This window comes from Ectothiorhodospira shaposhnikovii (assembly GCF_016584105.1).
Lineage (GTDB): Bacteria > Pseudomonadota > Gammaproteobacteria > Ectothiorhodospirales > Ectothiorhodospiraceae > Ectothiorhodospira > Ectothiorhodospira shaposhnikovii.
In genome coordinates this window covers 13,132-33,933 of sequence record NZ_NRSM01000026.1, presented here as the reverse complement: position 1 = coordinate 33,933, position 20,802 = coordinate 13,132, and the positions used below count along the sequence as shown (strand labels likewise).

Annotated in this window: 27 protein-coding genes; 22 read left to right on the top strand and 5 right to left on the bottom strand. The window is 65.8% G+C overall.

The features are described 5' to 3' along the window. Nucleotides 1-16 precede the first annotated feature (16 nt). Complete coding sequence (locus tag CKO35_RS13495; protein WP_200176663.1) at nucleotides 17-532, top strand: Hsp20/alpha crystallin family protein; 516 nt, start codon at nucleotides 17-19, stop codon at nucleotides 530-532. A 6-nt stretch (nucleotides 533-538) separates the two neighbouring features. After that, on the top strand, nucleotides 539-754 hold the full coding sequence (locus CKO35_RS13490) for a DUF6967 family protein (protein WP_200176662.1): 216 nt from the start codon (nucleotides 539-541) through the stop codon (nucleotides 752-754). 81 nt (nucleotides 755-835) lie between these two features. Here CKO35_RS13490 and rpmG read toward each other — a convergent pair whose 3' ends face one another. Beyond that, on the bottom strand, nucleotides 836-1,003 hold the full coding sequence (gene rpmG, locus CKO35_RS13485; RefSeq protein WP_008931018.1) for a 50S ribosomal protein L33: 168 nt from the start codon (nucleotides 1,001-1,003) through the stop codon (nucleotides 836-838). 12 nt (nucleotides 1,004-1,015) lie between these two features. After that, nucleotides 1,016-1,252 (bottom strand): 50S ribosomal protein L28, encoded by a 237-nt coding sequence (rpmB, locus tag CKO35_RS13480; RefSeq protein WP_008931019.1) that lies wholly within the window; start codon nucleotides 1,250-1,252, stop codon nucleotides 1,016-1,018. Between the two features lie 128 nt (nucleotides 1,253-1,380). On the opposite strand from rpmB, the gene folB reads away from it, so the two are divergent. Both folB and folK read left to right on the top strand, forming a co-directional pair. Further along, a complete protein-coding gene (gene folB, locus CKO35_RS13475) occupies nucleotides 1,381-1,737 on the top strand; it encodes a dihydroneopterin aldolase (RefSeq protein ID WP_200176661.1) in 357 nt (118 codons plus the stop codon). Beyond that, complete coding sequence (folK, locus tag CKO35_RS13470) at nucleotides 1,737-2,228, top strand: 2-amino-4-hydroxy-6-hydroxymethyldihydropteridine diphosphokinase (protein WP_200176660.1); 492 nt, start codon at nucleotides 1,737-1,739, stop codon at nucleotides 2,226-2,228. Before folB ends, folK begins: the two co-directional genes overlap by 1 nt. Before the next feature lie 22 nt (nucleotides 2,229-2,250). Here the strand turns inward: folK and CKO35_RS13465 are convergent, their stop codons facing one another. Further along, entirely contained in the window at nucleotides 2,251-3,006 is a 756-nt protein-coding gene (locus tag CKO35_RS13465; protein WP_338031802.1) for a pteridine reductase, read from the bottom strand. A 129-nt stretch (nucleotides 3,007-3,135) separates the two neighbouring features. On the opposite strand from CKO35_RS13465, the gene CKO35_RS13460 reads away from it, so the two are divergent. Next, the gene (locus CKO35_RS13460) at nucleotides 3,136-4,326 is read left to right on the top strand and encodes a class I SAM-dependent methyltransferase (RefSeq protein WP_200176659.1); all 1,191 of its coding nucleotides are present in this window, start codon (nucleotides 3,136-3,138) and stop codon (nucleotides 4,324-4,326) included. A 13-nt stretch (nucleotides 4,327-4,339) separates the two neighbouring features. Here CKO35_RS13460 and CKO35_RS13455 read toward each other — a convergent pair whose 3' ends face one another. Both CKO35_RS13455 and CKO35_RS13450 read right to left on the bottom strand, forming a co-directional pair. Beyond that, nucleotides 4,340-5,587 (bottom strand): multifunctional CCA addition/repair protein, encoded by a 1,248-nt coding sequence (locus CKO35_RS13455; RefSeq protein WP_200176658.1) that lies wholly within the window; start codon nucleotides 5,585-5,587, stop codon nucleotides 4,340-4,342. 2 nt (nucleotides 5,588-5,589) lie between these two features. Next, entirely contained in the window at nucleotides 5,590-6,528 is a 939-nt protein-coding gene (locus tag CKO35_RS13450; RefSeq protein ID WP_200176657.1) for a complex I NDUFA9 subunit family protein, read from the bottom strand. Nucleotides 6,529-6,755: 227 nt separating this feature from the next. On the opposite strand from CKO35_RS13450, the gene CKO35_RS13445 reads away from it, so the two are divergent. From CKO35_RS13445 to CKO35_RS13365, 17 genes are all read left to right on the top strand, one after another. Continuing rightward, the gene (locus tag CKO35_RS13445) at nucleotides 6,756-8,120 is read left to right on the top strand and encodes an aldehyde dehydrogenase family protein (protein ID WP_200176656.1); all 1,365 of its coding nucleotides are present in this window, start codon (nucleotides 6,756-6,758) and stop codon (nucleotides 8,118-8,120) included. Nucleotides 8,121-8,140: 20 nt separating this feature from the next. Next, the gene (locus tag CKO35_RS13440) at nucleotides 8,141-8,743 is read left to right on the top strand and encodes a DedA family protein (protein WP_200176655.1); all 603 of its coding nucleotides are present in this window, start codon (nucleotides 8,141-8,143) and stop codon (nucleotides 8,741-8,743) included. Next, the gene (gene nudB / locus CKO35_RS13435; protein ID WP_200176654.1) at nucleotides 8,733-9,200 is read left to right on the top strand and encodes a dihydroneopterin triphosphate diphosphatase; all 468 of its coding nucleotides are present in this window, start codon (nucleotides 8,733-8,735) and stop codon (nucleotides 9,198-9,200) included. Before CKO35_RS13440 ends, nudB begins: the two co-directional genes overlap by 11 nt. A 108-nt stretch (nucleotides 9,201-9,308) precedes the next feature. Continuing rightward, nucleotides 9,309-10,055 (top strand): YebC/PmpR family DNA-binding transcriptional regulator, encoded by a 747-nt coding sequence (locus tag CKO35_RS13430; RefSeq protein ID WP_200176653.1) that lies wholly within the window; start codon nucleotides 9,309-9,311, stop codon nucleotides 10,053-10,055. Then, nucleotides 10,052-10,570 (top strand): crossover junction endodeoxyribonuclease RuvC, encoded by a 519-nt coding sequence (gene ruvC, locus CKO35_RS13425; RefSeq protein WP_338031801.1) that lies wholly within the window; start codon nucleotides 10,052-10,054, stop codon nucleotides 10,568-10,570. The genes CKO35_RS13430 and ruvC overlap by 4 nt, the downstream gene beginning before the upstream one ends. Then, nucleotides 10,567-11,175 (top strand): Holliday junction branch migration protein RuvA, encoded by a 609-nt coding sequence (gene ruvA, locus CKO35_RS13420; protein WP_200176652.1) that lies wholly within the window; start codon nucleotides 10,567-10,569, stop codon nucleotides 11,173-11,175. The genes ruvC and ruvA overlap by 4 nt, the downstream gene beginning before the upstream one ends. Before the next feature lie 9 nt (nucleotides 11,176-11,184). Beyond that, nucleotides 11,185-12,267 (top strand): Holliday junction branch migration DNA helicase RuvB, encoded by a 1,083-nt coding sequence (ruvB, locus tag CKO35_RS13415; protein ID WP_200176651.1) that lies wholly within the window; start codon nucleotides 11,185-11,187, stop codon nucleotides 12,265-12,267. A gap of 36 nt (nucleotides 12,268-12,303) precedes the next feature. Then, the gene (gene ybgC, locus CKO35_RS13410; RefSeq protein WP_200176650.1) at nucleotides 12,304-12,735 is read left to right on the top strand and encodes a tol-pal system-associated acyl-CoA thioesterase; all 432 of its coding nucleotides are present in this window, start codon (nucleotides 12,304-12,306) and stop codon (nucleotides 12,733-12,735) included. Further along, the gene (gene tolQ / locus CKO35_RS13405; RefSeq protein WP_200176649.1) at nucleotides 12,732-13,433 is read left to right on the top strand and encodes a protein TolQ; all 702 of its coding nucleotides are present in this window, start codon (nucleotides 12,732-12,734) and stop codon (nucleotides 13,431-13,433) included. Before ybgC ends, tolQ begins: the two co-directional genes overlap by 4 nt. 46 nt (nucleotides 13,434-13,479) lie before the next feature. Further along, on the top strand, nucleotides 13,480-13,935 hold the full coding sequence (tolR, locus tag CKO35_RS13400) for a protein TolR (RefSeq protein WP_200176648.1): 456 nt from the start codon (nucleotides 13,480-13,482) through the stop codon (nucleotides 13,933-13,935). A gap of 4 nt (nucleotides 13,936-13,939) precedes the next feature. Further along, complete coding sequence (gene tolA / locus CKO35_RS13395) at nucleotides 13,940-14,920, top strand: cell envelope integrity protein TolA (RefSeq protein ID WP_200176647.1); 981 nt, start codon at nucleotides 13,940-13,942, stop codon at nucleotides 14,918-14,920. A 23-nt stretch (nucleotides 14,921-14,943) separates the two neighbouring features. Next, the gene (tolB, locus tag CKO35_RS13390) at nucleotides 14,944-16,236 is read left to right on the top strand and encodes a Tol-Pal system beta propeller repeat protein TolB (protein WP_200176646.1); all 1,293 of its coding nucleotides are present in this window, start codon (nucleotides 14,944-14,946) and stop codon (nucleotides 16,234-16,236) included. 190 nt (nucleotides 16,237-16,426) lie between these two features. After that, nucleotides 16,427-16,987 carry a peptidoglycan-associated lipoprotein Pal gene (gene pal, locus CKO35_RS13385; RefSeq protein WP_420870764.1) on the top strand — a complete coding sequence of 187 codons (561 nt, stop codon included), beginning with the start codon at nucleotides 16,427-16,429 and terminating at the stop codon, nucleotides 16,985-16,987. An 8-nt stretch (nucleotides 16,988-16,995) separates the two neighbouring features. Beyond that, nucleotides 16,996-17,826, top strand: a complete 831-nt coding sequence (ybgF, locus tag CKO35_RS13380; RefSeq protein WP_242467197.1) for a tol-pal system protein YbgF — start codon at nucleotides 16,996-16,998, stop codon at nucleotides 17,824-17,826. Next, entirely contained in the window at nucleotides 17,823-18,473 is a 651-nt protein-coding gene (gene queE, locus CKO35_RS13375; protein ID WP_200176644.1) for a 7-carboxy-7-deazaguanine synthase QueE, read from the top strand. The genes ybgF and queE overlap by 4 nt, the downstream gene beginning before the upstream one ends. Nucleotides 18,474-18,625: 152 nt before the next feature. Next, entirely contained in the window at nucleotides 18,626-19,297 is a 672-nt protein-coding gene (gene queC / locus CKO35_RS13370; protein WP_200176643.1) for a 7-cyano-7-deazaguanine synthase QueC, read from the top strand. Nucleotides 19,298-19,498: 201 nt separating this feature from the next. After that, on the top strand, nucleotides 19,499-20,767 hold the full coding sequence (locus tag CKO35_RS13365; RefSeq protein ID WP_200176642.1) for a YeeE/YedE family protein: 1,269 nt from the start codon (nucleotides 19,499-19,501) through the stop codon (nucleotides 20,765-20,767). Nucleotides 20,768-20,802: the final 35 nt, after the last annotated feature.

The following is a 20,802-nucleotide window of genomic DNA, read 5'->3' as shown; positions in this document are numbered from 1 at the left end:
AGGAGGAGAGAACATCATGTCCAGTCTGCGTCAGTTACGTCAGGGTATGAGTGAGGCCTGGGACAGTCTGCTGGAGGGCTGGCAGCGGCTCTACGGCCGCGCTGCCGGTGCCATCACCCGCTTCAGTGCCGGGGAGCGGGGCAGCCGGGGAGGGGAGGCGGAAGATCGGGATGAACATGAACTCATGGCCCGCAGCGTGGGTTGGGGGGTCATGGCCGCCGAGGTGTTCGACGACGACGACAAGGTGGTGGTACGCCTGGAGGCCCCGGGCATGGACAAGGCTGCCTTCGATATCCAGGTGATCGACGATCATCTGGTGATCCGCGGGGAGAAAATCGTGCAGAAGGAGCACACCCACGGACGCTACCACATCGCCGAGTGCGCCTACGGTCGTTTTGAACGGGCGATTCCCCTGCCCGGGCCGGTGGAAACGGAGCAGGCCAGGGCCACCTATGAACATGGGGTGCTGCGTATCGAACTGCCGCGCCTGACGGATCGGGTGGGGCAGCGGATCCCCGTGAGCGTGGGGTAGGCCGCCTTGGAGCAGATTCAGGCCCCCATGGGGGAAGTGATCGAGCTGCGACAGGTGCTGCACGAGTCCGGTGTGCCCCTGTTGCGGGTCCTGATCAGGGACGGCGGGCGCTACACCCATCTGGATCTGGACCCGGCCACGGCGGATCGCTGGGGCCATGTGATGCAGGTCTGGGCCCGGGAGACGGTGGAGCGGTTGGGCGAGCATCCGGCGGAAGAATAGGAAAATGCACGAGGCCCGGATGTCGGGCCTCGTGCACAGGACCTCGCCGGGGCGAGGCCATCAGCCAGGTCGTGCCGGGTACTACTTGATCTTGGCTTCCTTGTACATCACATGCTGACGCACGACGGGATCAAACTTCTTGATCTCCATCTTGTCGGGCATGTTGCGCTTGTTCTTGGTGGTGGTGTAGAAGTGGCCGGTTCCGGCGCTGGACACCAGGCGGATCTTTTCGCGAACACCTTTTGCCATGGTTGCGTCTCCTTAGACCTTTTCGCCGCGGGCGCGCAGCTCGGCGAGGACCGCGTCGATCCCCTTCTTGTCGATGATGCGCATGCCCTTGCTGCTGGTCCGGAGCTTGACGAAGCGATTTTCGCTCTCGACCCAGAAGCGGTGTTCATGCAGATTGGGAAGGAAGCGACGCTTGGTCTTGTTGTGGGCGTGGGATACGTTGAACCCAGACACTGGACGCTTACCCGTAATTTGACAGACTCGGGCCATTGGATATTCTCCGGAAAAACCAGGCTGATTTGAATAAAGCCGGGAACGATAGCAGAAGGGGGGGGAAGTCTCAAGCCTGAAGGCAGGTCCCTTCCCTGCATCCCGGCATGCCTTTATAGTCGCTCCCCATGGATATCGTCTACATTCGCGACCTCAGGGTCAAAACCACGGTCGGCATCTTTGACTGGGAACAAAGCATCCAGCAGACCGTGCGTCTGGATCTGGAACTGGGCTACGACATTCGCAAGGGTGCGCACAGTGACCGCATCGAGGATGTGCTGAACTACAAGGAGGTGGCCAAGCGGGTGGTCGATCTTGTGGAAGGCAATCAACGCCGGCTGGTGGAGGCCATGGCCGAGGACATCGCCCGGATGATCATGGAGGAATTTGCCGTGCCCTGGCTCCGGCTCACCCTGGGCAAGCCCGGTGCGGTGCGGGGGGCCTCGGAAGTGGGGGTCACCATCGAGCGGGGCGCGCGGAACTGATGTTGCGCCGGGCTTACATCAGTATCGGTACCAACGTGGATCGGGAGCGTCACGTCAGGGCCGCGGTGGATGAACTCAGGACTGCCTTCGGCCCGGTGGACGTCTCTCCGGTGTACGAGGCGGGGTCCGTGGGGTTTGCCGGGCGTGCGTTCTACAACCTGGCGGCGGCGGTGGATACCCCGTTGCCGCCGGAGTCGCTGGTGGCCTGCTTCAAGGCCATCGAGGACCGGCATGGCCGGCAGCGGGGCGGAGATCCCTATTCGGACCGCACCCTGGATCTGGATCTTTTGCTGCTGGGGGACTGCGTTCTGGAATCCGGGCGTCTGCACCTGCCCCGGCGGGAGATCACCCGCCATGCCTTTGTGCTCAGGCCCCTGGCGGACCTGGCCCCTGATCTGGAGCACCCGCTATTGAAGCAGACCATGAAAGCACTCTGGGCCGGGTTCGACGACCCCGGTCAGTGGCTACGGCCGGTGGATTTCCCCTGGTAGCAGCGCTCTATCACCACCGGCGCTATTGTGCCGTGGTGCGCCCGCCGTCCACCGCGATCACCTGCCCGGTGATGTAATCCGCGTCACGGATCAGGAACAGGGCGGTGCGGGCGATATCATCCGGGCCGCCTTCCCGCTTGAGGGCTGTGCGCTGGATCATCTCCTCATGGCTGGCCGCGTTTTCCTCCGCCTCGGGCCACAGGATCGCTCCCGGCGCAATTCCGTTCACCCGTACCCGGGGTCCCAGCTCCCGTGCCAGCGACTGGGTGAGCAGCCAGAGTCCGGCCTTGGCCGCGCAGTACACCGGATAGTCCTTGAGCGGGCGCAGGGCATGGATGTCGACGATGTTGATGATGCAGCCGCTCCGCTCCGTCAGGGCCGGCGCCAGGGCTTGGGACAGGAACAGGGGGGCCTTCAGGTTGGTGCCCATGAGATCGTCCCATTGGGCCTCGGTGATGCTGCCCAGCGGGGTGGGGTAGAAGGTGGAGGCATTGTTGATCAGCACGTCCAGTCCACCGAAGGCCGCAACCGCCTCCCGGGCCAGTTGCTCTGGTGCGCCCGGTTCCAGCAATTCCCCCCCTACCAGTTTCACGGAGTTCGGCCGCCGGGCTTCCAGCGCCTTTTGAAGGGCGAGGGCATCGTCGCTGGAATGCCGATAATGGATGACCAGATTCATGCCTTGGGCGTGCAGACGGTGCGCCATGCAGGCGCCGATGCGCCGGGCGCCGCCGGTGATGAACACGGTTCTGCCCTGAAGTGACGGTGTCTCTTGTTCCACGCTGCTTCCTTCTGCCTGTGTGATGATCCGGCGCCATGAGGGGAGGCAGCGCCGTATCCGGGCCGTCCCTCTCGTGACCGGGTTAAGTTAACCTAACCCTCCTGCCCGACTTTATCAAAAGCTTCGACGATGCCGCTGACCAAGGATTCCCGATTGCCTTCACCCGTGCCCGAGGCCCTGGCCCTGAGTGAGCGCCTGTTGCAGCGGATGCATCACGAGAGTCGCGCAACCGGGGGGTGGCTATCGTTCCATCGCTACATGGAACTGGCCCTGTACGCCCCCGGCCTGGGTTATTACGCGGCGGGCAGCCACAAACTGGGCGCGGCCGGGGACTTTGTCACCGCGCCGGAGATCTCTCCCCTGTTCGGTGATTGCATGGCCCGTCAGTGTGCCCAGGTGCTGGACGCCCTGGGGGGCGGGGCCATCCTGGAGTTCGGGGCAGGTACCGGCCGGTTGGCGGCCCGGGTGCTGGACACCCTGGCCGGGATGGACGCGCTGCCGGATCGTTACCTGATCCTGGAGACCAGCCCGGATTTGCGGGAGCGTCAGCAGGCCGCCCTGTCCGTGTTGCCGCGGGCACTGTCGAGCCGGGTCCGCTGGCTGGACGCTCTGCCCGAGCCCGCCGGCTTCCGGGGGGTGATGCTGGCCAATGAAGTGCTCGATGCCATGCCGGTGGAGCTGTTCGTCTGGCGCAAGGACGGGGCGCTGCGCCGGGGGGTGCAGGTGTCGGCCTCGGGTCTGGAATGGGCCGACCGACCCGCCGATGCCCGGCTGGAGCGGCAGGTGAGGTCACTGTACCAGGCGACGGGGGCGTGCTGGGGGGAGGGGTACCTGTCGGAATTCAATCCGGGGCTGGCCCCCTGGCTGGCGGCGGTGTCCGGGGCCATGGCGGCCGGGGTGCTGTTGCTGGTGGACTACGGTTATCCCCGGCGGGAGTATTACAGTGCCGAGCGTCGTCAGGGCACCCTGATCACCCATTACCGCCACCGCATGCTTGAGCACCCCCTGTTGTGGCCGGGGTTGATGGACATCACCGCCAACGTGGACTTCTCGGCGGTGGCCGAGGCCGGTGCCGCGGCGGATCTGTCCCTGCTGGGCTACACCAGCCAGGCCTGGTTCCTGTTCGGCACGGGACTGGAAGCGGCCTTTCAGGCCCGCTGCTCCGAGGATCTCAAGACCCAGCTGACGCTGGCCTCCCAGGTGCGCATGCTCACCCTGCCGGGAGAAATGGGGGAACGGTTTCAGGTCATGGCCCTGGGCCGGGGGGTGGAGACGCCCCTGATGGGGTTTGCCCTACAGGATCTGAGTCACCGCCTCTGACCCGTTGGTCGATTCAGGAATCGCCGGCGGCCCGGGCCTCGTGGGCCTGTTTGAGTTCGGTCAGTGCCTCGATGCGCAACCGACGCAGGGCCTGGGTGATGGCCTGTCCCTTGAGGCCCTGTTCCACCAGTTCCCGGGCCTGGATGTCCAGGCAGCGGGCATGGGCCCGGCGGACATAGTCGGCCTGGGGATAGGGCCGTTCCTCGAACCCGGTCCGGCCCCGGTAATCGGCCTCGCAGGCCAGCAGGATCCCTTCCACGCGCTCGGGTCGACGATAGGCATCCAGTCCTTCCAGGGTCTTGGCCAGGGTGTCCGAGCGCAGCTCGAAGACCCGGTGCATGTGGCCGTGATAGCCGGCCACCAGCCGGGCCAGTTCCCGGTAGCGGTTGGGGATGCGGTAGCGGTCACAGAGCTGGTCGATCAGCACCACGCCCCGTTGCTCATGGCCATGGTGGCTGGGCAGGATGTCCCGGGGAGTGTTGCCCTTGCCCAGGTCATGGGTGAGGGCGGCGAATCGTACCACCGGGTCCCGGGAGAGCCGTTCGGCCTGGTCCAGCACCATGAAGGTATGGATGCCGGTATCCACCTCCGGGTGATGTCGGGGGGGCTGGGGGACGCCGTAGAGGCGGTCCAGTTCGGGGAACAGCACGGCCAGCGCGCCGCATTCCCTCAGCACCTGGAAGAACCGGGAGGGGCCGGGGCCCGCCAATGCCCGCTCCGTCTCCTGCCAGACCCGTTCCGGCACCAGGGCATCCACCTCGCCCGCGGCCACCATGCGGCGCATCAAGTCCATGGTTTCGGGGGCGACGCTAAAGCCCAGGGGGCCGAGGCGGGCGGCGAAGCGGGCCACCCGCAGGATCCGTACCGGATCCTCGGCAAAGGCCGGGGAGACATGGCGCAGCCGCTGTGCCTGAAGATCTGCCTGACCGCCGAAAGGGTCGATGAGCCGGCCCTGGTCATCCCGGGCCATGGCATTGATGGTCAGATCCCGCCGTTCAAGATCCTCTTCCAGGGTGACATCCGGCGCCGCATGGACCTCGAATCCCCGGTAACCGGGGGCGGTCTTGCGCTCGGTGCGGGCCAGGGCATGTTCTTCGTGGGTCTGCGGGTGCAGGAAGACGGGGAAATCCCGCCCCACCTGCCGGTAACCCCCGGCCAGCATCTCCTCCACCGTGGCGCCCACGACCACCCAGTCCCGTTCCTGCACCGGCAGTCCCAGCAGGGCATCCCGGACCGCGCCGCCGACCAGATAGATGTCCATGGTCAGCGCGGCCCGCTGCGCAGGCGCTGCAGCCGGGCATGGCGTTCCCGGTCGCCCAGGTAGCCGGGGACGATGGACTCGATGGCAGTGGGACAGCAGCCGCCGCCGCGGCAGACACTGTCCCGACTCATGGAATGGTAGTTATCCAGGCTGAAGGGCTTGCCGGGGACGTATTCCATGATCCGGGCCTGCCACAGGGACAGGCCATCCGACAGGCCCAGGATCAGGCGGCGTCGGGCCATGACCTGGGCGGTATAGCTCACCAGTTCCTTCAGGGTGTAGACGGAGGGGCCGCACAGCTCGATGCGCTGACCCCAGGTGCCACGGTCTTCCAGGGCGTCGACGAAGTGTTGTGCCACGTCGCCCACGTAGACCGGCGCGAAGCGGGCATCGGGGCAGGCCAGGGGCAGGACGGGGCTCAGCCGCAACAGGCCGGCGAAACGGTTGAAGAAGCTGTCCGTGGGGCCGAAGATCACCGAGGGCCGGAAGCTGGTGACCCGCACGTTGCCCGCCATGGTATGGACGATGTTTTCCGCCTCGCCCTTGGTGCGCAGGTAATGGCTGGGTCCGCTGGCCGCATCCGCGTTCAGGGCGCTCATGTGCAGCAGGCGCCTGATTCCGGCCTCCCGGGCGGATTCGATCACCTTGCGGGCCAGATCCACATGGGCATGACGGAAGCCGCTGCCGTCCCGTCCCCGCTCATTCAGGATGCCCACCAGATTGATAACCCCGTCGCAGTCGCTGAAATGCTGCCGCAGGACTTGCGGATCGTGGCAGTCCGCCTCCACCAGCCGTACCCCGGGGACCACCAGAAGGTGCCGGTGACGGCTGACATGGCGGGTGATGACCTTGACCTGGCGGCCGCCGGTGGCCAGTTTGGCCACGACGTGGGTGCCCACGAAGCCTGTGCCTCCCAGGACACATATCGTCCGGATGTTCATTGTTCGGATTATCCTATGTGACGAATGCATGCAAGCGCCGTCGAGTGCTGTGATCTGGATTGTGCCTGTGCCGGACACATGCGGTACCTGCCGGGGACAATATCCCCTTGCCGATGTCCAACCCGTGAATGCCCGGAACAGGCCCCTGCAGATCCTGCAAACAGGCTCCTGTTCCAGGGCTGAATATACTATTGTATGCGCCCTCTGCATCCAAAGGAGTTCCCCCAGTGCCCCTGAGTTCCGTCAATCCCGCCAACGGTTCCGTACTGCATGTGTTCGAAACCTGGGACCGGCCGCGCATTGACAAGGCCCTGAGCCAGGCCGCCCGCATCGTCCCCGAGTGGCGCGAGATCCCCCTGGATCAGCGTGCCGGACTGGTGCGTCAGGCCGCCCATGTGCTGCGTCATCGCCGGGATCATTTTGCCGTCATGATGACCCAGGAAATGGGCAAGCTCCTGACCGAATCCAGGGCCGAGATCGACCGCTGCGCCCTGGTCTGTGACTACTATGCCGATCATGCCGCCGAATTTCTGGCCGATGAGCCCATGCCCGTCAGTGAGTTCGAGGCCCGGCTGGTATTCCAGCCCCTGGGCACCATCCTGGGGGTGATGCCCTGGAACTTCCCTTTCTGGCAGGTGTTCCGGTTCGCCGCGCCGGCACTGATGGCGGGTAACACGGTGCTGCTCAAGCATGCCTCCAATGTACCCCGCTGCGCCCTGGCCATTGAAGAAGTCTTCCGCGATGCCGGATTCCCCGCGGGCGCCTTCCAGACCCTGATGATCACCTCGGACGAGGTGGGCCGCGTGATTGAGGACCGTCGCGTCCACGGCGTCACCCTGACCGGCAGCGAGGCCGCCGGGCGGGCCGTGGCCGCCGTCGCCGGCGGCGTGCTCAAGCCCTGTGTCCTGGAACTGGGCGGGTCCGATCCCTTCGTGGTGCTGGAAGACGCCGACCTGGACCGGGCGGTGGAGCAGGCGGTGGTGTCCCGTTACCGCAACGCGGGCCAGAGTTGCATTGCCGCCAAGCGTTTCATCCTGGTGCCCCAGGTGGTGGACGGTTTCCTGTCCCGGCTCAAGGACGCGGTGGCGGCGATTCGCCCGGGGGACCCCATGAAAGAGGACTCCGGCATCGCCCCCATGGCCAGAATGGATCTGCGTGACGAACTGCATCAGCAGGTGCGGGACTCCATTGCCGAGGGCGCGGTCCCCATCATGGGCTGTGAACCGCTGGCGGGCAAGGGGGCCTGGTATGCCCCCTCCATTCTGGACCGGGTAGTTCCCGGCACCCGGGCCTATGACGAGGAGATCTTCGGGCCGGTGGCCTGTATCCTGCGGGCTGAGGACGAAGACGACGCCCTGCGCCTGGCCAACGACACCCGTTTCGGCCTCGGGGGCAGCGTATGGACCCGTGACCTCGCCCGGGGGGAGGCCTTTGCCCGTCGCCTGGCCTGCGGCAGCGCCTTCGTCAATGCCATGGTGAAGAGTGATCCGCGCCTGCCCTTCGGCGGCATCAAGGATTCCGGCTTTGGTCGGGAACTGGCCCGTCCCGGCATCCGTACCTTTATGAATGCCAAGACCCTGGTCATTCGCTGAGCCGTGCCTGAGCCCGCGCCATGGAAGTGACCGATCTGGTGGGTGATGCCATCCAGACCTACGGGTATTGGGCCCTGGGTCTGTTCCTGATCGTGCTGGCTCCGGAAACCCTCATGCCCTTCGCCGGCTTCCTGGCCCATGAGGGCATGGTGGGACTCTGGTGGGCGGTGCTGGCGGGAAGTCTGGGCGGCACAGTGGGGTCCACGCTGATCTACCTGGTGGCGCGCCGGGTGGGGGAGGCCCGGGTTCGTGGCATGCTGCGGCGTCGCGGCCGCTGGCTGTTGGTGCGGGAATCGGACCTGGACGGGGTGCTGGCGGTCTACGGTCGGCATGCCACCTGGATCGTGGCGGGCGGTCGTCTGATTCCCACCGTGCGTAGTCTGGTGTCCATTCCTGCCGGTCTGCTGCCCATGCCCCTGGCCCGTTTCGTCGGCCTGACCTTCCTGGGCACTTTCGCCTGGAATACGGTGCTGGCCCTGACCGGCTACGCCCTGGGCGCCAAGTGGAGTCTGCTGGAGCCCTACCTGGGCTTCTACGGTTCCCTGGTCTTCGTGCTGGTGTTGGCGGTCGGGGCCATCTTCATGGCCCGGCGCCTGGGGGAAGTCTGGCGTGATGGACGGTGATAAACACCCTGATCCGGCCGGATTCAAGCGCCCTGAGTCGGTGCTGGTGGTGGTCCATGCCCGGGACGGGCAGGTGCTGATGTTGCGCCGCCGTCAGCCCGATGACTTCTGGCAGTCCGTCACCGGCAGCCTGGAGTGGGGCGAGACCCCCGTCCAGGCCGCCTGCCGCGAATTGCAGGAAGAAACCGGCCTGTCCGCCGACGGGCTGAAGGATCACCGCCATCAGGTCCGTTTCCCCATCGTCCCGCCCTGGCGATCGCGCTATGCCCCCGGCGTGGAGGACAATCTGGAGCACCAGTTCAGCCTTTGCCTGGCGGCCCCGGTCCCGATCCATCTGAACCCGTCTGAACATCTGGAATGTCGCTGGTTGCCCCGGGCCGAGGCGGCCCGTCTGGCTACATCCTGGAGCAATGCGCGGGCCATCCTGGACTTCGTGCCGGCATCACCCCCGGCGTGACGGGCCATCGGCCACCCGCCCCGGGCGGGAGCGCGGTGCATCGGTGCCGCTATTCCAGTATCCTTTTCGCCCCGCCTTTTTCGATCGAACCAGACAACGAGACATCACATGGCCGGACATAGTAAGTGGGCGAATATCCAGCATCGCAAGAATGCCCAGGACGCCAAGCGCGGCAAGCTCTTCACCAAGCTCATCAAGGAAATCACCGTGGCCGCCCGCATGGGCGGGTCCGACCCGTCCACCAATCCCCGGTTGCGCCTGGCGGTGGACAAGGCACTGGACGCCAACATGACCAAGGACACCATCGAACGGGCCACCAAACGGGGCGCCGGTGAGCTGGAAGGGGTCAACTATGAGGAACTGCGTTACGAAGGCTATGGTCCGGGCGGTGTGGCCATCATGGTGGACTGCATGACCGACAACCGCAATCGCACCGTCTCCGAAGTGCGTCACGCCTTCAGCAAGTGCGGCGGCAACCTGGGCACCGACGGCTCCGTGGCCTACCTGTTCGAGAAAACCGGCATTCTCAGCTATCCCGCCGGCAGCGACGAAGAGCGGGTCATGGAGGCCGCCCTGGAGGCCGGCGCCAATGACGTGCTGGTGAACGATGACGGCTCCATCGACGTGTTGACCAGTCCCGAGGACTACGATGCCGTGCGCGAAGCCATGACCGGCGCCGGTCTCAAGCCCGAGCGTAGCGAGGTCACCATGCGTGCCGCCACCGGCAGCAGCGTGGACGACACGGACACGGCCAAGGCCCTGCTCAAACTGCTGGATATGCTGGATGATCTGGACGACGTGCAGAACGTCTACACCAACGCCGACTTCCCCGACGAGGTCATGCAGGCCCTGTGACGGCACCCATTCGCATCCTGGGGATCGACCCGGGCTCGGTGGTCACCGGCTACGGCATCGTCGACACCGACGGCCGGCGCAGCACCCACGTGGACAGCGGCTGCATCCGGGTCAGGGGCGAGGACCTGCCCGCCCGGCTGGGGCATATTCTGACCGCGGTCACCGAACTGGTGGGCCGCCACCAGCCCCAGGTGATGGCCATTGAGCAGGTTTTTGTCTCCCGCAACGCCGCCTCCGCCCTCAAGCTGGGGCAGGCACGGGGGGCGGCCATCTGCGCGGCGGTGCAGGGCGGGTTGTCCGTGGCCGAGTATGCCCCCCGCTCCATCAAGCAGGCGGTGGTCGGGACCGGCGCCGCCGACAAGACCCAGATGCAGCACATGGTCACCATGATCCTGGGGCTGGCCGCCAAGCCCGCCGCCGATGCCGCCGATGCCCTGGCGGTGGCCCTGTGCCACGCCCACACCCAGGCCACCCTGTCCCGCCTGCCGGCGGGGTATGTGAGGAGATCCCGATGATCGGACGACTGCGCGGCGTGCTCATCCACAAACAGCCGCCCCATCTGATGCTGGACGTGCAGGGCGTGGGCTATGAGCTGGAGGCCCCCCTGTCCACCTTCTATGACCTGCCGGCGGAAGGGGCCGAGGTGACCTTGCACACTCATATGCATGTGCGCGAGGATGCCCATGTCCTCTACGGTTTTGCCGGTGCCCAGGAGCGGGCCCTGTTTCGCAGCCTGATCCGGGTCAACGGGGTCGGCGCCAAGATGGCCCTGGCCATCCTCTCGGGCATGACCACCGAGGCCTTCAGCCGCTGCGTGATGGACAATGACATCACCCAGCTCACCCGCCTGCCGGGTATCGGCCGCAAGACGGCGGAACGGCTGGTGATCGAGATGCGTGACCGGGTGGCGGCGCTGGGGGAAGGGGCATTCCTGCCCGGTGTGACCGGCGGCGGCGCGCCGGCGCGTCCGGCGGACCCGGTCTCCGACGCGGTGGCGGCCCTCATTTCCCTGGGCTACAAGCCCCAGGAAGCCAGCCGCCTAGTCAGTCTGGTGGAAGAGGAGGCCCGCACCAGCGAAGAGCTGATCCGGCTGGCCCTCAAGTCCACCCTCAACAAGTAGTGATGTGACATGTCCGAGCGCATCATCAGTGCCGACACCACCCCCGACGATGAAGCCCTGGAACGCTCCATCCGTCCCCAGCGTCTGGCGGACTACGTGGGTCAGCCGGTGGCCCGGGAACAGATGGAGATCTTCATCTCCGCCGCCCGCGCCCGTGGCGAGGCCCTGGACCATGTGCTGATCTTCGGTCCGCCGGGGCTGGGAAAGACCACCCTGTCCCATATCATCGCCCAGGAGCTGGGGGTGAACATGCGCCAGACCTCCGGTCCGGTGCTGGAGCGTCCGGGGGACCTGGCGGCCCTGCTCACCAATCTGGAACCCCATGACGTGCTGTTCGTGGACGAGATCCACCGGCTCTCCCCCGTGGTGGAGGAGGTGCTGTACCCGGCCCTGGAAGACTTCCAGTTGGACATCATGATCGGTGAAGGCCCGGCGGCCCGCTCCATCAAGCTGGATCTGCCCCCGTTCACCCTGGTGGGCGCCACCACCCGCGCCGGCCTGCTCACCTCGCCCCTGCGGGACCGGTTCGGCATCGTCCAGCGCCTGGAGTTCTATTCCACCGAAGACCTGGCCCACATCGTGCGCCGTTCCGCCCGCATCCTGAGGGCGGAGCTGGACGGGGAAGGGGCCGTGGAGATTGCCCGGCGTGCCCGGGGCACGCCCCGAATCGCCAATCGTCTGCTGCGGCGCGTCAGGGACTATGCGCAGATCAAGGCTGATGGCATTATCAGCGCCCAGGTGGCGGATCGTGCCCTGAACCTGCTGGATGTGGACGCCCATGGCTTCGATGCCCAGGACCGGCGGCTGCTGTTGTCGGTGATCGAGAAATTCGATGGCGGCCCGGTGGGGCTGGACAGCCTGGCGGCAGCCCTGGGAGAGGAGCGGGGGACGATCGAGGACGTGATCGAGCCCTATCTGATCCAGCAGGGCTTTCTCATGCGCACCACCCGCGGCCGCATGGCCACCAGTCACGCCTATCGGCACTTCGGTCTGAGAGTGCCCACGGCCCTGGAGGCCCGGGTCGCCCAGCCGGACCTGTTTTCGCCCGCCGTCACCGGGGCGGAACCAGGCCCTGAAAACCCCAAACTGTGACCGATCTCCGTGTCTGATGCCTCTCCATCCCCCACCATGAGCGCCGTTTTTACCTGGCCTGTCCGCGTCTATTACGAAGACACCGATGCCGGCGGCGTGGTGTTCTATGCCAACTACCTCAAGTACATGGAGCGTGCCCGCACCGAATGGCTGCGCCATCTGGGGATCGGCCAGGAACGGCTGCGTCGGGAGCAGGGGGTGATCTTTGCCGTGCGCGCCGCTTCCCTGGAGTATCTGCGCCCGGCGGTGCTGGATGACCTGCTGCATGTCACCGCCCGCGTGACGGAACGACGCCGGGCCAGTCTGGTGATCGGACATGAGATCCGGCGCCATGACGAGGCCGGAACATCGGAACTGTTGAACCGGGGCGAGGTCAAGATAGCCTGTCTTGATGCAGGGAAATTTACGCCTCGACCCATCCCTGACCTGATCGTGGACGCCATGACCGCCGGAGACTCTGAGCAGTGAGTGTCGATCTTTCCCTTTATCGCCTGATTGCGGACGCCAGCCTCATCGTCCAGCTGGTAATGCTGATCCTGGTACTGGCCTCGGTGTTCTCATGGATGATCATCGTGCTCAAATGGCGGGTACTGCGGGAGGCCCGCCGGGTGGCGGACGAGTTCGAGGAGCGCTTCTGGTCCGGCGTGGACCTGACCCACCTGTATGACGGAATCCGGCGCAAGACCGAGGTCTCCGGGCTGGAGCACGTGTTTGCCGCCGGATTCAAGGAATTCCTGCGGGGGCGCAAGCAGCTGCGTGATCCCGCCGCCGGTGTGTTGGTGGCCGGCGGCACCGAACGATCCATGCGGGTGGCCATCTCACGGGAAGGGGATGGGCTGGAGTCCTACCTGAACGCCCTGGCCACGGTGGGTTCCACCAGTCCCTACATCGGCCTGTTCGGCACGGTATGGGGGATCATGCACGCCTTCATGGGGCTGTCCGGTGCCCAGCAGGCGACCCTGGCCATGGTGGCCCCCGGCATTGCCGAGGCCCTGATCGCCACCGCCCTGGGCCTGTTTGCCGCCATCCCGGCGGTGATCGCCTACAACAGTTTCTCCTCGGACATCGATCGCCTTCTGGCCCGTTACGACAACTTCTCCGAGGAACTGGCCACCCTGCTGCAACGCCAGGTGGGTGGTCGCGACCGGGACGAGGTGGAGGCATGAGCATGCCATCCCCGAGTCCGGTGTACGTGATCAGCTGGGGGCCGCCATGGCGGTAACTTCCCGTCGCACGGGGCGGCGTCGCTCCATGTCCCAGATCAACGTGGTGCCCTTCATCGACGTGATGCTGGTGCTGCTGATCATCTTCATGGTCACCGCCCCCCTGCTGCAGCAGGGGGTGGAGGTGGACCTGCCGGAGGCTGACGCACAGCCGCTGCAGGACGAGAAAAGTCAGCGGGAGGCCATCGTGGTCACCGTCACCCGCGACGGACAGCTGAGCCTCAACCAGGGTCCCCAGGTGGGGGTCTCCCTGGACCGGGATGCGTTGCGGGAGATCGTGGCCGATCTGTTGTCCCAGCATCCGGGCACCCAGGTCTATGTGCGGGGAGACCGGTTCGTGGATTACGGCCGGGTGGTGGACGCCATGGTCAGCGTCCAGTCCGCCGGTGCCCAGCGGGTGGGGCTGATCACCGATCCGCCCGATACCGCGGCCCGGGACCGCTGATGCCATGTGGTTGCTGCTGCGCCGTCATTATGGTCTGTTCGGGGGCATCCTCGGCATCCATCTCCTGCTGTTCGTGTTGCTGGGGCTGAACATTCATTTCAAGTCCCGTGAAGATGACGGGGGACTGCAGGTCAGTCCGGATGCGCCATTGGAGGTCATTGAGGCGGTGGTAGTGGATGGCCGCACCTTCGATCGGGTCGAAGAGCAGCAACGGCAGGCAGAGCAACGCGCCCGGGCAGAGGCGGAACGCCAGCGTCAGGAGGCCCTGCGGCGGGAACAGGAAGAACGGCAACGCCAGGCGGAAGCCGAGCGTCGGCGCCAGGAGCAGGCACGGCAGGCGGAGGAGCAGCGGCGCGCCGAAGAGCAGCGGCGGGTTGAAGAGACGCGTCGCCAGGAAGAAGCCCGGCGGCAGGAAGCGGAACGCCAGCGTCGTGCCGAGGAGCAGCGCAAGGTGGAAGAGCAGCGCCGTGCCGAGGAGCAGCGCAAGGCGGAAGAGCAACGCCGTGCCGAGGAACAGCGCAGGGCGGAAGAACAGCGTCGTGCCGAGGAGCAGCGCAAGGCGGAAGAACAGCGTCGTGCCGAAGAGGCGCGCCAGCAACGGCTGGCGGAAGAGCGGGCCGCCGAGGAGCGCCGTCGGCAGGAAGCCGCCGCCGCCGAACAGCGCCGCCTGCAGGCGGAAGAGACCGCCCGTCGCCAGGCCGCGATCCGGCAGGACCAGCAGAATGCCTATGTGGCCGCCATCCGCGGCGCCGTGGAAAGCCGCTGGATCCGCTCCAGTGATCATCAGCCCGGCTACCGTGCCGTGGTCTTCATTCGCCAGGCTCCGGGGGGGTACCTGCACGAGGTCCGGGTGGAACAATGCACCGGCGACCGGGCCTTCTGCGAGTCGGTGGAACGGGCAGTGCGCGGGGCCGAGCCTCTGCCCAGTCCGCCCAGTCCCGATATCTTTGCCCGCGAGATCCGATTCACCTTCGAGCCCGCCTGAACGGGGGCCATGAGATACCGGTTATGATTCAGATCCGACACGTCATCCTTCTGCTGTTGCTCTGTCTGCCCCTGGCGGGACAGGCAGCCCTGGAGATCCGCATCACCCAGGGCGTGGAAGGGGCTTTGCCCATTGCCATCGTGCCCTTCGGCTGGCAGGGAGAGGCCCAGGTCCCCGAGGACCTGGCCGCCATCATCGGCGCCAATCTCCACCGCAGCGGGCGATTTGCCCCGGTGGAGCGGCAGGCCATGCCCCAGCGACCCACCCGAGCCGATGAACTGGACTTCCCGGCCTGGCGCGGCCAGGGCAGCAATTACGTGGTCATCGGTCGCCTGCAGCCTACCGGTGCCGATCGTTTTTCCGTCCAGTTCCAGCTCTTCGACGTGGCCGGCGGGCGTCAGCTGACCGGTTACAGCATCCCGGTGGAACGGGCCGATCTGCGCCGGGCCGCCCACATGATCAGCGACATCGTCTATGAGCGCCTGACCGGTGAGCGTGGCGCGTTCGATACCCGGGTGGCCTATGTGAGTGTCACGGGGCAGGGCAGTGAACGCCGCTTTGCCCTGCAGGTGGCCGATGCGGACGGCCATCATCCGCGCACCATCTTCCGTTCCGCCCAGCCCATCATGTCGCCGGCCTGGGGCCCCGATGGCAGGCGGATTGCCTATGTGTCCTTCGAAAATGGCCGTTCCGAGGTCTTCGTGCAGAACGTGGACGGCGGTGACCGCACCCGCCTGGCCGCCTTCGAGGGCATCAACAGCGCCCCTGCATGGTCTCCGGATGGCCGGCGTCTGGCGCTGACCCTGTCCAGGGACGGAGCGCCTGACATCTATGTCATGAACCTCTCCGATCGCTCGGTCACCCGGGTCACCCAGAGCCGGTCCATCGACACCGAACCGGTCTGGATGCCCGACGGCCGTTCCCTGATCTTCACCTCGGACCGGGCCGGGCAGCCCCAGCTCTACGAGGTGGCGGTCACCGGCGGTCAGCCCCGGCGCCTGAGTTTTGAAGGCCGTTACAATGGTGGCGCGAGCATTTCCCCCGATGGGCGTCGTGTCGCCATGGTGCATGGTGTCGGCGGCGGCTTTCGCATCGCCCTCCTGGACCGGCAGACCCGCCAGTTCCGGGTGCTGACCGACGGTCGTGCCGACGAAGCCCCGAGCTTTGCCCCCAACGGCAGCATGATCATCTACGCCACCTCCGAGCGTGGCCGGGGTATTCTGGCGGCAGTCAGCGTGGATGGCCGGGTCCATCAGCGCCTGGTGTTGCAGGAGGGCGAAGTGCGTGAACCCGCCTGGTCGCCGTTCCGGGATTGAGTCGCCGGCCTGCGGCAGTGAGGCCGTAAAAACCAGGCATCCGTTTTCGCGGCCGGAGGCCGCTCCCGCGGGAAGTGGGATCTCGTGGGGGCCGGCCTGCCGGCGAAAGCAGTACGCCTTGATCCTCAGGGATCAAGGCTTTTAATCCAACTGATACCCGAGGATCACCTCAATGCGCAGTTCCCCTGTCATTAGCCGTTCCCTGCTGTTCGTCCTGATGGCCATCGTTCTCCTGACCCTGGGCGCCTGTGCCTCGGTGGACAAGACCGCCACCACCGATCCCGTGGTGGTGGGCGATGTTCATGGCGATGACCGCGCCCAGGACGACCGTTACCCCGGGGTCGAAACCACGCCCCTGGGTCGTGATGGCCGCCTGACCGCCGATGCCCTGTCCGATCCCTCCAGCCCACTGTCCCAGCGGGTGATCTACTTTGAATTCGACCGTGACGATGTCCGTGCCGATTATGTGGACGTGGTGGCCGCCCATGGTGCCTATCTGGCCCGCAATGCCCAGACCCGCATCCGCCTGGAAGGCCATACCGACGAGCGCGGTACCCGTGAATACAACCTGGGCCTGGGTGAGCGCCGTGCCCAGTCCGTGCGCCGCATGCTGATGCTGCAGGGGGCGTCCAGTGACCAGATCCAGGTGATCAGCTATGGTGAAGAGATGCCCGCCGCCATGGGCAGCAACGAACAGGCCTGGCAGCAGAACCGCCGGGTGGAACTGATCTATGAGGGCCACCGTAGATGAAGATAACGATGACCGCTGTACTGGTCGCAACGGCGCTGCTCGCGGCGCCGTTTTCCTCCGTTCAGGCCCAGAGCCGTGGTCAGGCCGCGGCGCTGGAGGAGCGCATGCAGCAGCTTGACACCCGGTTGGAGCGTCTGGAACGGCTGCTGGAAAGCGAAGCGCTGCTGGAGTTGATGCAGCGGGTGGATGCCATGGACCGGGATGTGAGGGAGCTTCGGGGGGAATCCGAAGCCCTGCGTCATGAACTGGAAGGATTGAGAACCCGGCAGCGGGAACTGTATCTGGACGTGGATGGACGCCTGGAAAACCTGGAGCGGGGCGGGGTTTCCGCGCCGGCGCCCACCTCCGGGGCGGCACCCGTCACATTACCGGATGGTGCTGCCGCTGCCGCGGATCAGGGCGATGGGGCGGCCTTCGGCGAAGTGATCGTTGGTGTCGACGCTGATCCTGCGTCGGAGCAGGCGGCCTATCAGGCCGCCTTCGAACTGCTCCGACAAGGGCAGTATGAGCCATCCATCACTGCCTTTCGCAGGTTTCTGGAGCGTTTCCCCGATGGCAACCTGGCATCCAACGCCCAGTACTGGATTGCCGAGGCCTATTACGTAACCCGCGACTTTCCCCGCGCCCTGGCGGAGTTCAAGCTGGTGAACGAGCGCTATCAGGGCAGCAACAAGCAGGCCGACGCCCTGCTCAAGCAGGGCTTCACCCACTACGAACTGGAGCAATGGGCCGAGGCCCGGCGTGTGCTCACCCAGGTCCGGGATCAGAACCCCAGCAGCTCGGTGGCCCGGCTGGCGGAGCAGCGGTTGCGGCGCATGAACGAGGCAGGGCGTCCGTGATCGCGACGGGTCGATTGCGCATTACCGAGATCTTTCTCTCCCTGCAGGGGGAGTCCCGCAGCGTGGGTTGGCCCACGGTCTTCGTGCGCCTGACCGGCTGCCCCCTGCGCTGCGGCTATTGCGATACCGCCTATGCCTTCACCGGCGGCGCCTGGATGACCCTGACGCAGATTCTGGAGCAGGTGGCGGGTTACGGCGTGCGCCATGTCTGCGTGACCGGAGGCGAGCCCCTGGCCCAGCCGGACTGCCTGCCCCTGCTCACTGCCCTGTGTGATGCCGGGCACGAGGTATCCCTGGAGACCAGCGGCGCGCTGGATCTTGCCCTGGTTGACCCCCGGGTCATCAAGGTTATGGACCTCAAGACCCCGGCCTCCGGAGAGTCGGGGCGCAACTGCTGGGAGAACCTGCAATATCTGGTCCCCGCGGACCAGATCAAATTCGTCCTCTGCGACCGTGCCGACTACGAGTGGGCGCGGGACAGTCTCCAGGCCCACAATCTGGCGGCCCGGGCGGAAATCCTGTTCTCCCCCGTGCACGGCCGTCTGTCGCCCCGAGACCTGGCTGAATGGATCCTGACGGACCGTCTGCCGGTCCGTTTCCAGATCCAGCTTCACAAATGGTTATGGGATGACGCCCGGGGGCGCTGAAAGTCCCCCCCGGGATCCGACATCCCCGATAATGAACACCGTCATTCCCGGTAAGTCGCTTCGTCATTCCCGATAAGTAGCCTCGTCATTTCCGATAAGTAACTTCGTCATTCCCGCGAAAGCGGGAGTCCAGAATTTCGGAGAAACCACCCATGAATAACGCAGTCGTCCTGCTCTCCGGCGGCATGGACTCAGCCACCGTCCTGGCCCTGGCCCGCGCCGAAGGCTTTGCCTGTCACTGTCTCAGCTTCCGCTACGGCCAGCGCCACAGCGCCGAACTGGCGGCGGCATTGGAACTGGCTCACAGCCTGGGCGCAACGGATCACCGGGTGGTGGACCTGAATCTGGGCCTGTTCGGTGGCTCCGCCCTCACGGACGATACCATCCAGATCCCGGACCAGCTCTCCGACGGTATCCCCGTCACCTATGTCCCGGCCCGCAACACCGTATTTCTCGCCGTGGCCCTGGCCTGGGCGGAGGTACTCAAGGCCCGGGATCTGTTCATCGGCGTCAACGCGGTGGATTATTCCGGCTACCCGGACTGCCGCCCCGAGTTCATCCAGGCCTTCGAGACCATGGCCAACCTGGCCACCAAGGCCGGCGTGGAAGGGGAGCGCATCCGCATCCGTACTCCCCTCATCGACCTGAGCAAGGCCGAGATCATCCGTCGCGGCGTGGCCGTGGGCGTGGACTTCTCCCGTACCGTTTCCTGCTACAGCGCCGACGCCGAGGGACGCGCCTGCGGCACCTGCGATGCCTGCCGCCTGCGGGCCAAGGGCTTCGCCGACGCCGGCATCCCCGACGTCACCCGCTATCGCTCCTGAAATCCGACGACTTCCACACCAGGAAAACTGATCCGGACATACAAAACACTGAATGTCCCGGTCAGTGGCCTGTTGCACAATGACAGAATCAAGTCGGCCGTCCGATTCGGAACAAGACCGACCCGTCGCCAAAGGCAAGCCCGGCCACCGGGCTGACAGCCGGACCGGGGCAGCACCACACCCGGCCCCAGGAGGAGATCCATGCTGTTCGAGAGCTTTCCCACCGCCGCCGCCGCCGCACTGGCCTCCATCTTCGTCCTCGCCTTCATCCTCGGCGCGGTGGCCAACAAGACCAACTTCTGCACCATGGGCGCCGTCTCCGACTGGGTGAACATGGGGGACACCGGGCGCATGAAATCCTGGTTTCTGGCCATGACCGTCGCCATGCTGGGGGTCATCCTGTTCGAGGCCTTCGGACTCATCAGCGCGGACGGGGCCTTCCCCCCCTACCGCTCATCCCAGCTGGCCTGGGTGGAGCACCTGCTGGGCGGCCTGATGTTCGGCATCGGCATGACCCTGGCCAGCGGTTGCGGCAACAAGACCCTGGTGCGTATCGGTGGCGGCAACATCAAGTCCATCATGGTGTTGATGATCATCGCCCTGATCGCCTACTTCATGATCAACCCCTTCCCGGGCACCGCCCACACCCTATATTCACTGCTGTTCTATCCCTGGACCAATCCCATGAGCATCGGTCTGTGGTCCCAGCAGGACCTGGGCTCCCTGGTGGCCGGCAATGAGCATGGAGCCGTGGCACGGCTCGTCATCGGGCTGGTGATCGGCGCCGTAGCCCTGTTCCTGATCTTCCGCAAGGCGGACTTCCGGGGCAGCTTCGATCACATCCTGGGCGGTCTCGTGGTGGGCCTGGTGGTGGTGGGGGCCTGGTATGTCACCAGCACGGTCCAGATCGACGACGGCATGGACGGTCGGCACGGTCTCCAGGCCTATGTCCAGGACTGGGACTTCCTGGCCGATGACCCGGACGGCCGTCCCGGCGAGGCGGCCCCCTGGGCCACCCAGTCCTTCACCTTCATCAACCCCATGGGGCAGACCCTGCGCTATGTGGGGAGCGGTTTCGACACCAGTCTTTTGTACATCGGCGTCATCGCCCTGGTGGGTGTGGTCCTGGGTTCCTTCTTCTGGGCCATGGTCTCCGGCGCATTCCGGGTGGAATGGTTTGCCTCGGTGAGGGATTTCTTCAACCACCTCATCGGCGCCGTCCTGATGGCCTTTGGCGGCGTCCTGGCCATGGGGTGCACCATCGGCCAGGGTGTCACCGGCATCTCCACCCTGGCCCTGGGCGGTTTTCTCACCTTTGGCGCCATCGTCCTGGGCGCGGCCATGACCATGAAGATCCAGTACTACAAGATGCTCTACGAGGACGAAGCCACCTTCTTCAAGGCTTTCGTCACCGGCCTGGTGGATCTGCGCCTGCTGCCCGCCCGGCTCAGAAAGCTGGAGGCCATGTAGCCGTTATTTTTCCTCCCTTCTCCCCTTGGGGGAGA

What these genes read in the sequence shown, in the direction of transcription:
- folB (WP_200176661.1), top strand. Translation starts at nt 1,381, where the DNA reads ATGGATATCGTCTACATTCGCGACCTCAGGGTCAAAACCACGGTCGGC.
- tolA (WP_200176647.1), top strand. Translation starts at nt 13,940, where the DNA reads ATGTGGTTGCTGCTGCGCCGTCATTATGGTCTGTTCGGGGGCATCCTC.
- rpmB (WP_008931019.1), bottom strand. Translation starts at nt 1,252, where the DNA reads ATGGCCCGAGTCTGTCAAATTACGGGTAAGCGTCCAGTGTCTGGGTTC.
- CKO35_RS13365 (WP_200176642.1), top strand. Translation starts at nt 19,499, where the DNA reads ATGCTGTTCGAGAGCTTTCCCACCGCCGCCGCCGCCGCACTGGCCTCC.
- ruvB (WP_200176651.1), top strand. Translation starts at nt 11,185, where the DNA reads ATGTCCGAGCGCATCATCAGTGCCGACACCACCCCCGACGATGAAGCC.
- CKO35_RS13495 (WP_200176663.1), top strand. Translation starts at nt 17, where the DNA reads ATGTCCAGTCTGCGTCAGTTACGTCAGGGTATGAGTGAGGCCTGGGAC.
- ybgF (WP_242467197.1), top strand. Translation starts at nt 16,996, where the DNA reads ATGACCGCTGTACTGGTCGCAACGGCGCTGCTCGCGGCGCCGTTTTCC.
- rpmG (WP_008931018.1), bottom strand. Translation starts at nt 1,003, where the DNA reads ATGGCAAAAGGTGTTCGCGAAAAGATCCGCCTGGTGTCCAGCGCCGGA.
- ybgC (WP_200176650.1), top strand. Translation starts at nt 12,304, where the DNA reads ATGAGCGCCGTTTTTACCTGGCCTGTCCGCGTCTATTACGAAGACACC.
- tolR (WP_200176648.1), top strand. Translation starts at nt 13,480, where the DNA reads ATGGCGGTAACTTCCCGTCGCACGGGGCGGCGTCGCTCCATGTCCCAG.
- ruvA (WP_200176652.1), top strand. Translation starts at nt 10,567, where the DNA reads ATGATCGGACGACTGCGCGGCGTGCTCATCCACAAACAGCCGCCCCAT.
- queC (WP_200176643.1), top strand. Translation starts at nt 18,626, where the DNA reads ATGAATAACGCAGTCGTCCTGCTCTCCGGCGGCATGGACTCAGCCACC.
- CKO35_RS13440 (WP_200176655.1), top strand. Translation starts at nt 8,141, where the DNA reads ATGGAAGTGACCGATCTGGTGGGTGATGCCATCCAGACCTACGGGTAT.
- CKO35_RS13460 (WP_200176659.1), top strand. Translation starts at nt 3,136, where the DNA reads ATGCCGCTGACCAAGGATTCCCGATTGCCTTCACCCGTGCCCGAGGCC.
- CKO35_RS13450 (WP_200176657.1), bottom strand. Translation starts at nt 6,528, where the DNA reads ATGAACATCCGGACGATATGTGTCCTGGGAGGCACAGGCTTCGTGGGC.
- folK (WP_200176660.1), top strand. Translation starts at nt 1,737, where the DNA reads ATGTTGCGCCGGGCTTACATCAGTATCGGTACCAACGTGGATCGGGAG.
- nudB (WP_200176654.1), top strand. Translation starts at nt 8,733, where the DNA reads ATGGACGGTGATAAACACCCTGATCCGGCCGGATTCAAGCGCCCTGAG.
- CKO35_RS13455 (WP_200176658.1), bottom strand. Translation starts at nt 5,587, where the DNA reads ATGGACATCTATCTGGTCGGCGGCGCGGTCCGGGATGCCCTGCTGGGA.
- CKO35_RS13430 (WP_200176653.1), top strand. Translation starts at nt 9,309, where the DNA reads ATGGCCGGACATAGTAAGTGGGCGAATATCCAGCATCGCAAGAATGCC.
- tolB (WP_200176646.1), top strand. Translation starts at nt 14,944, where the DNA reads ATGATTCAGATCCGACACGTCATCCTTCTGCTGTTGCTCTGTCTGCCC.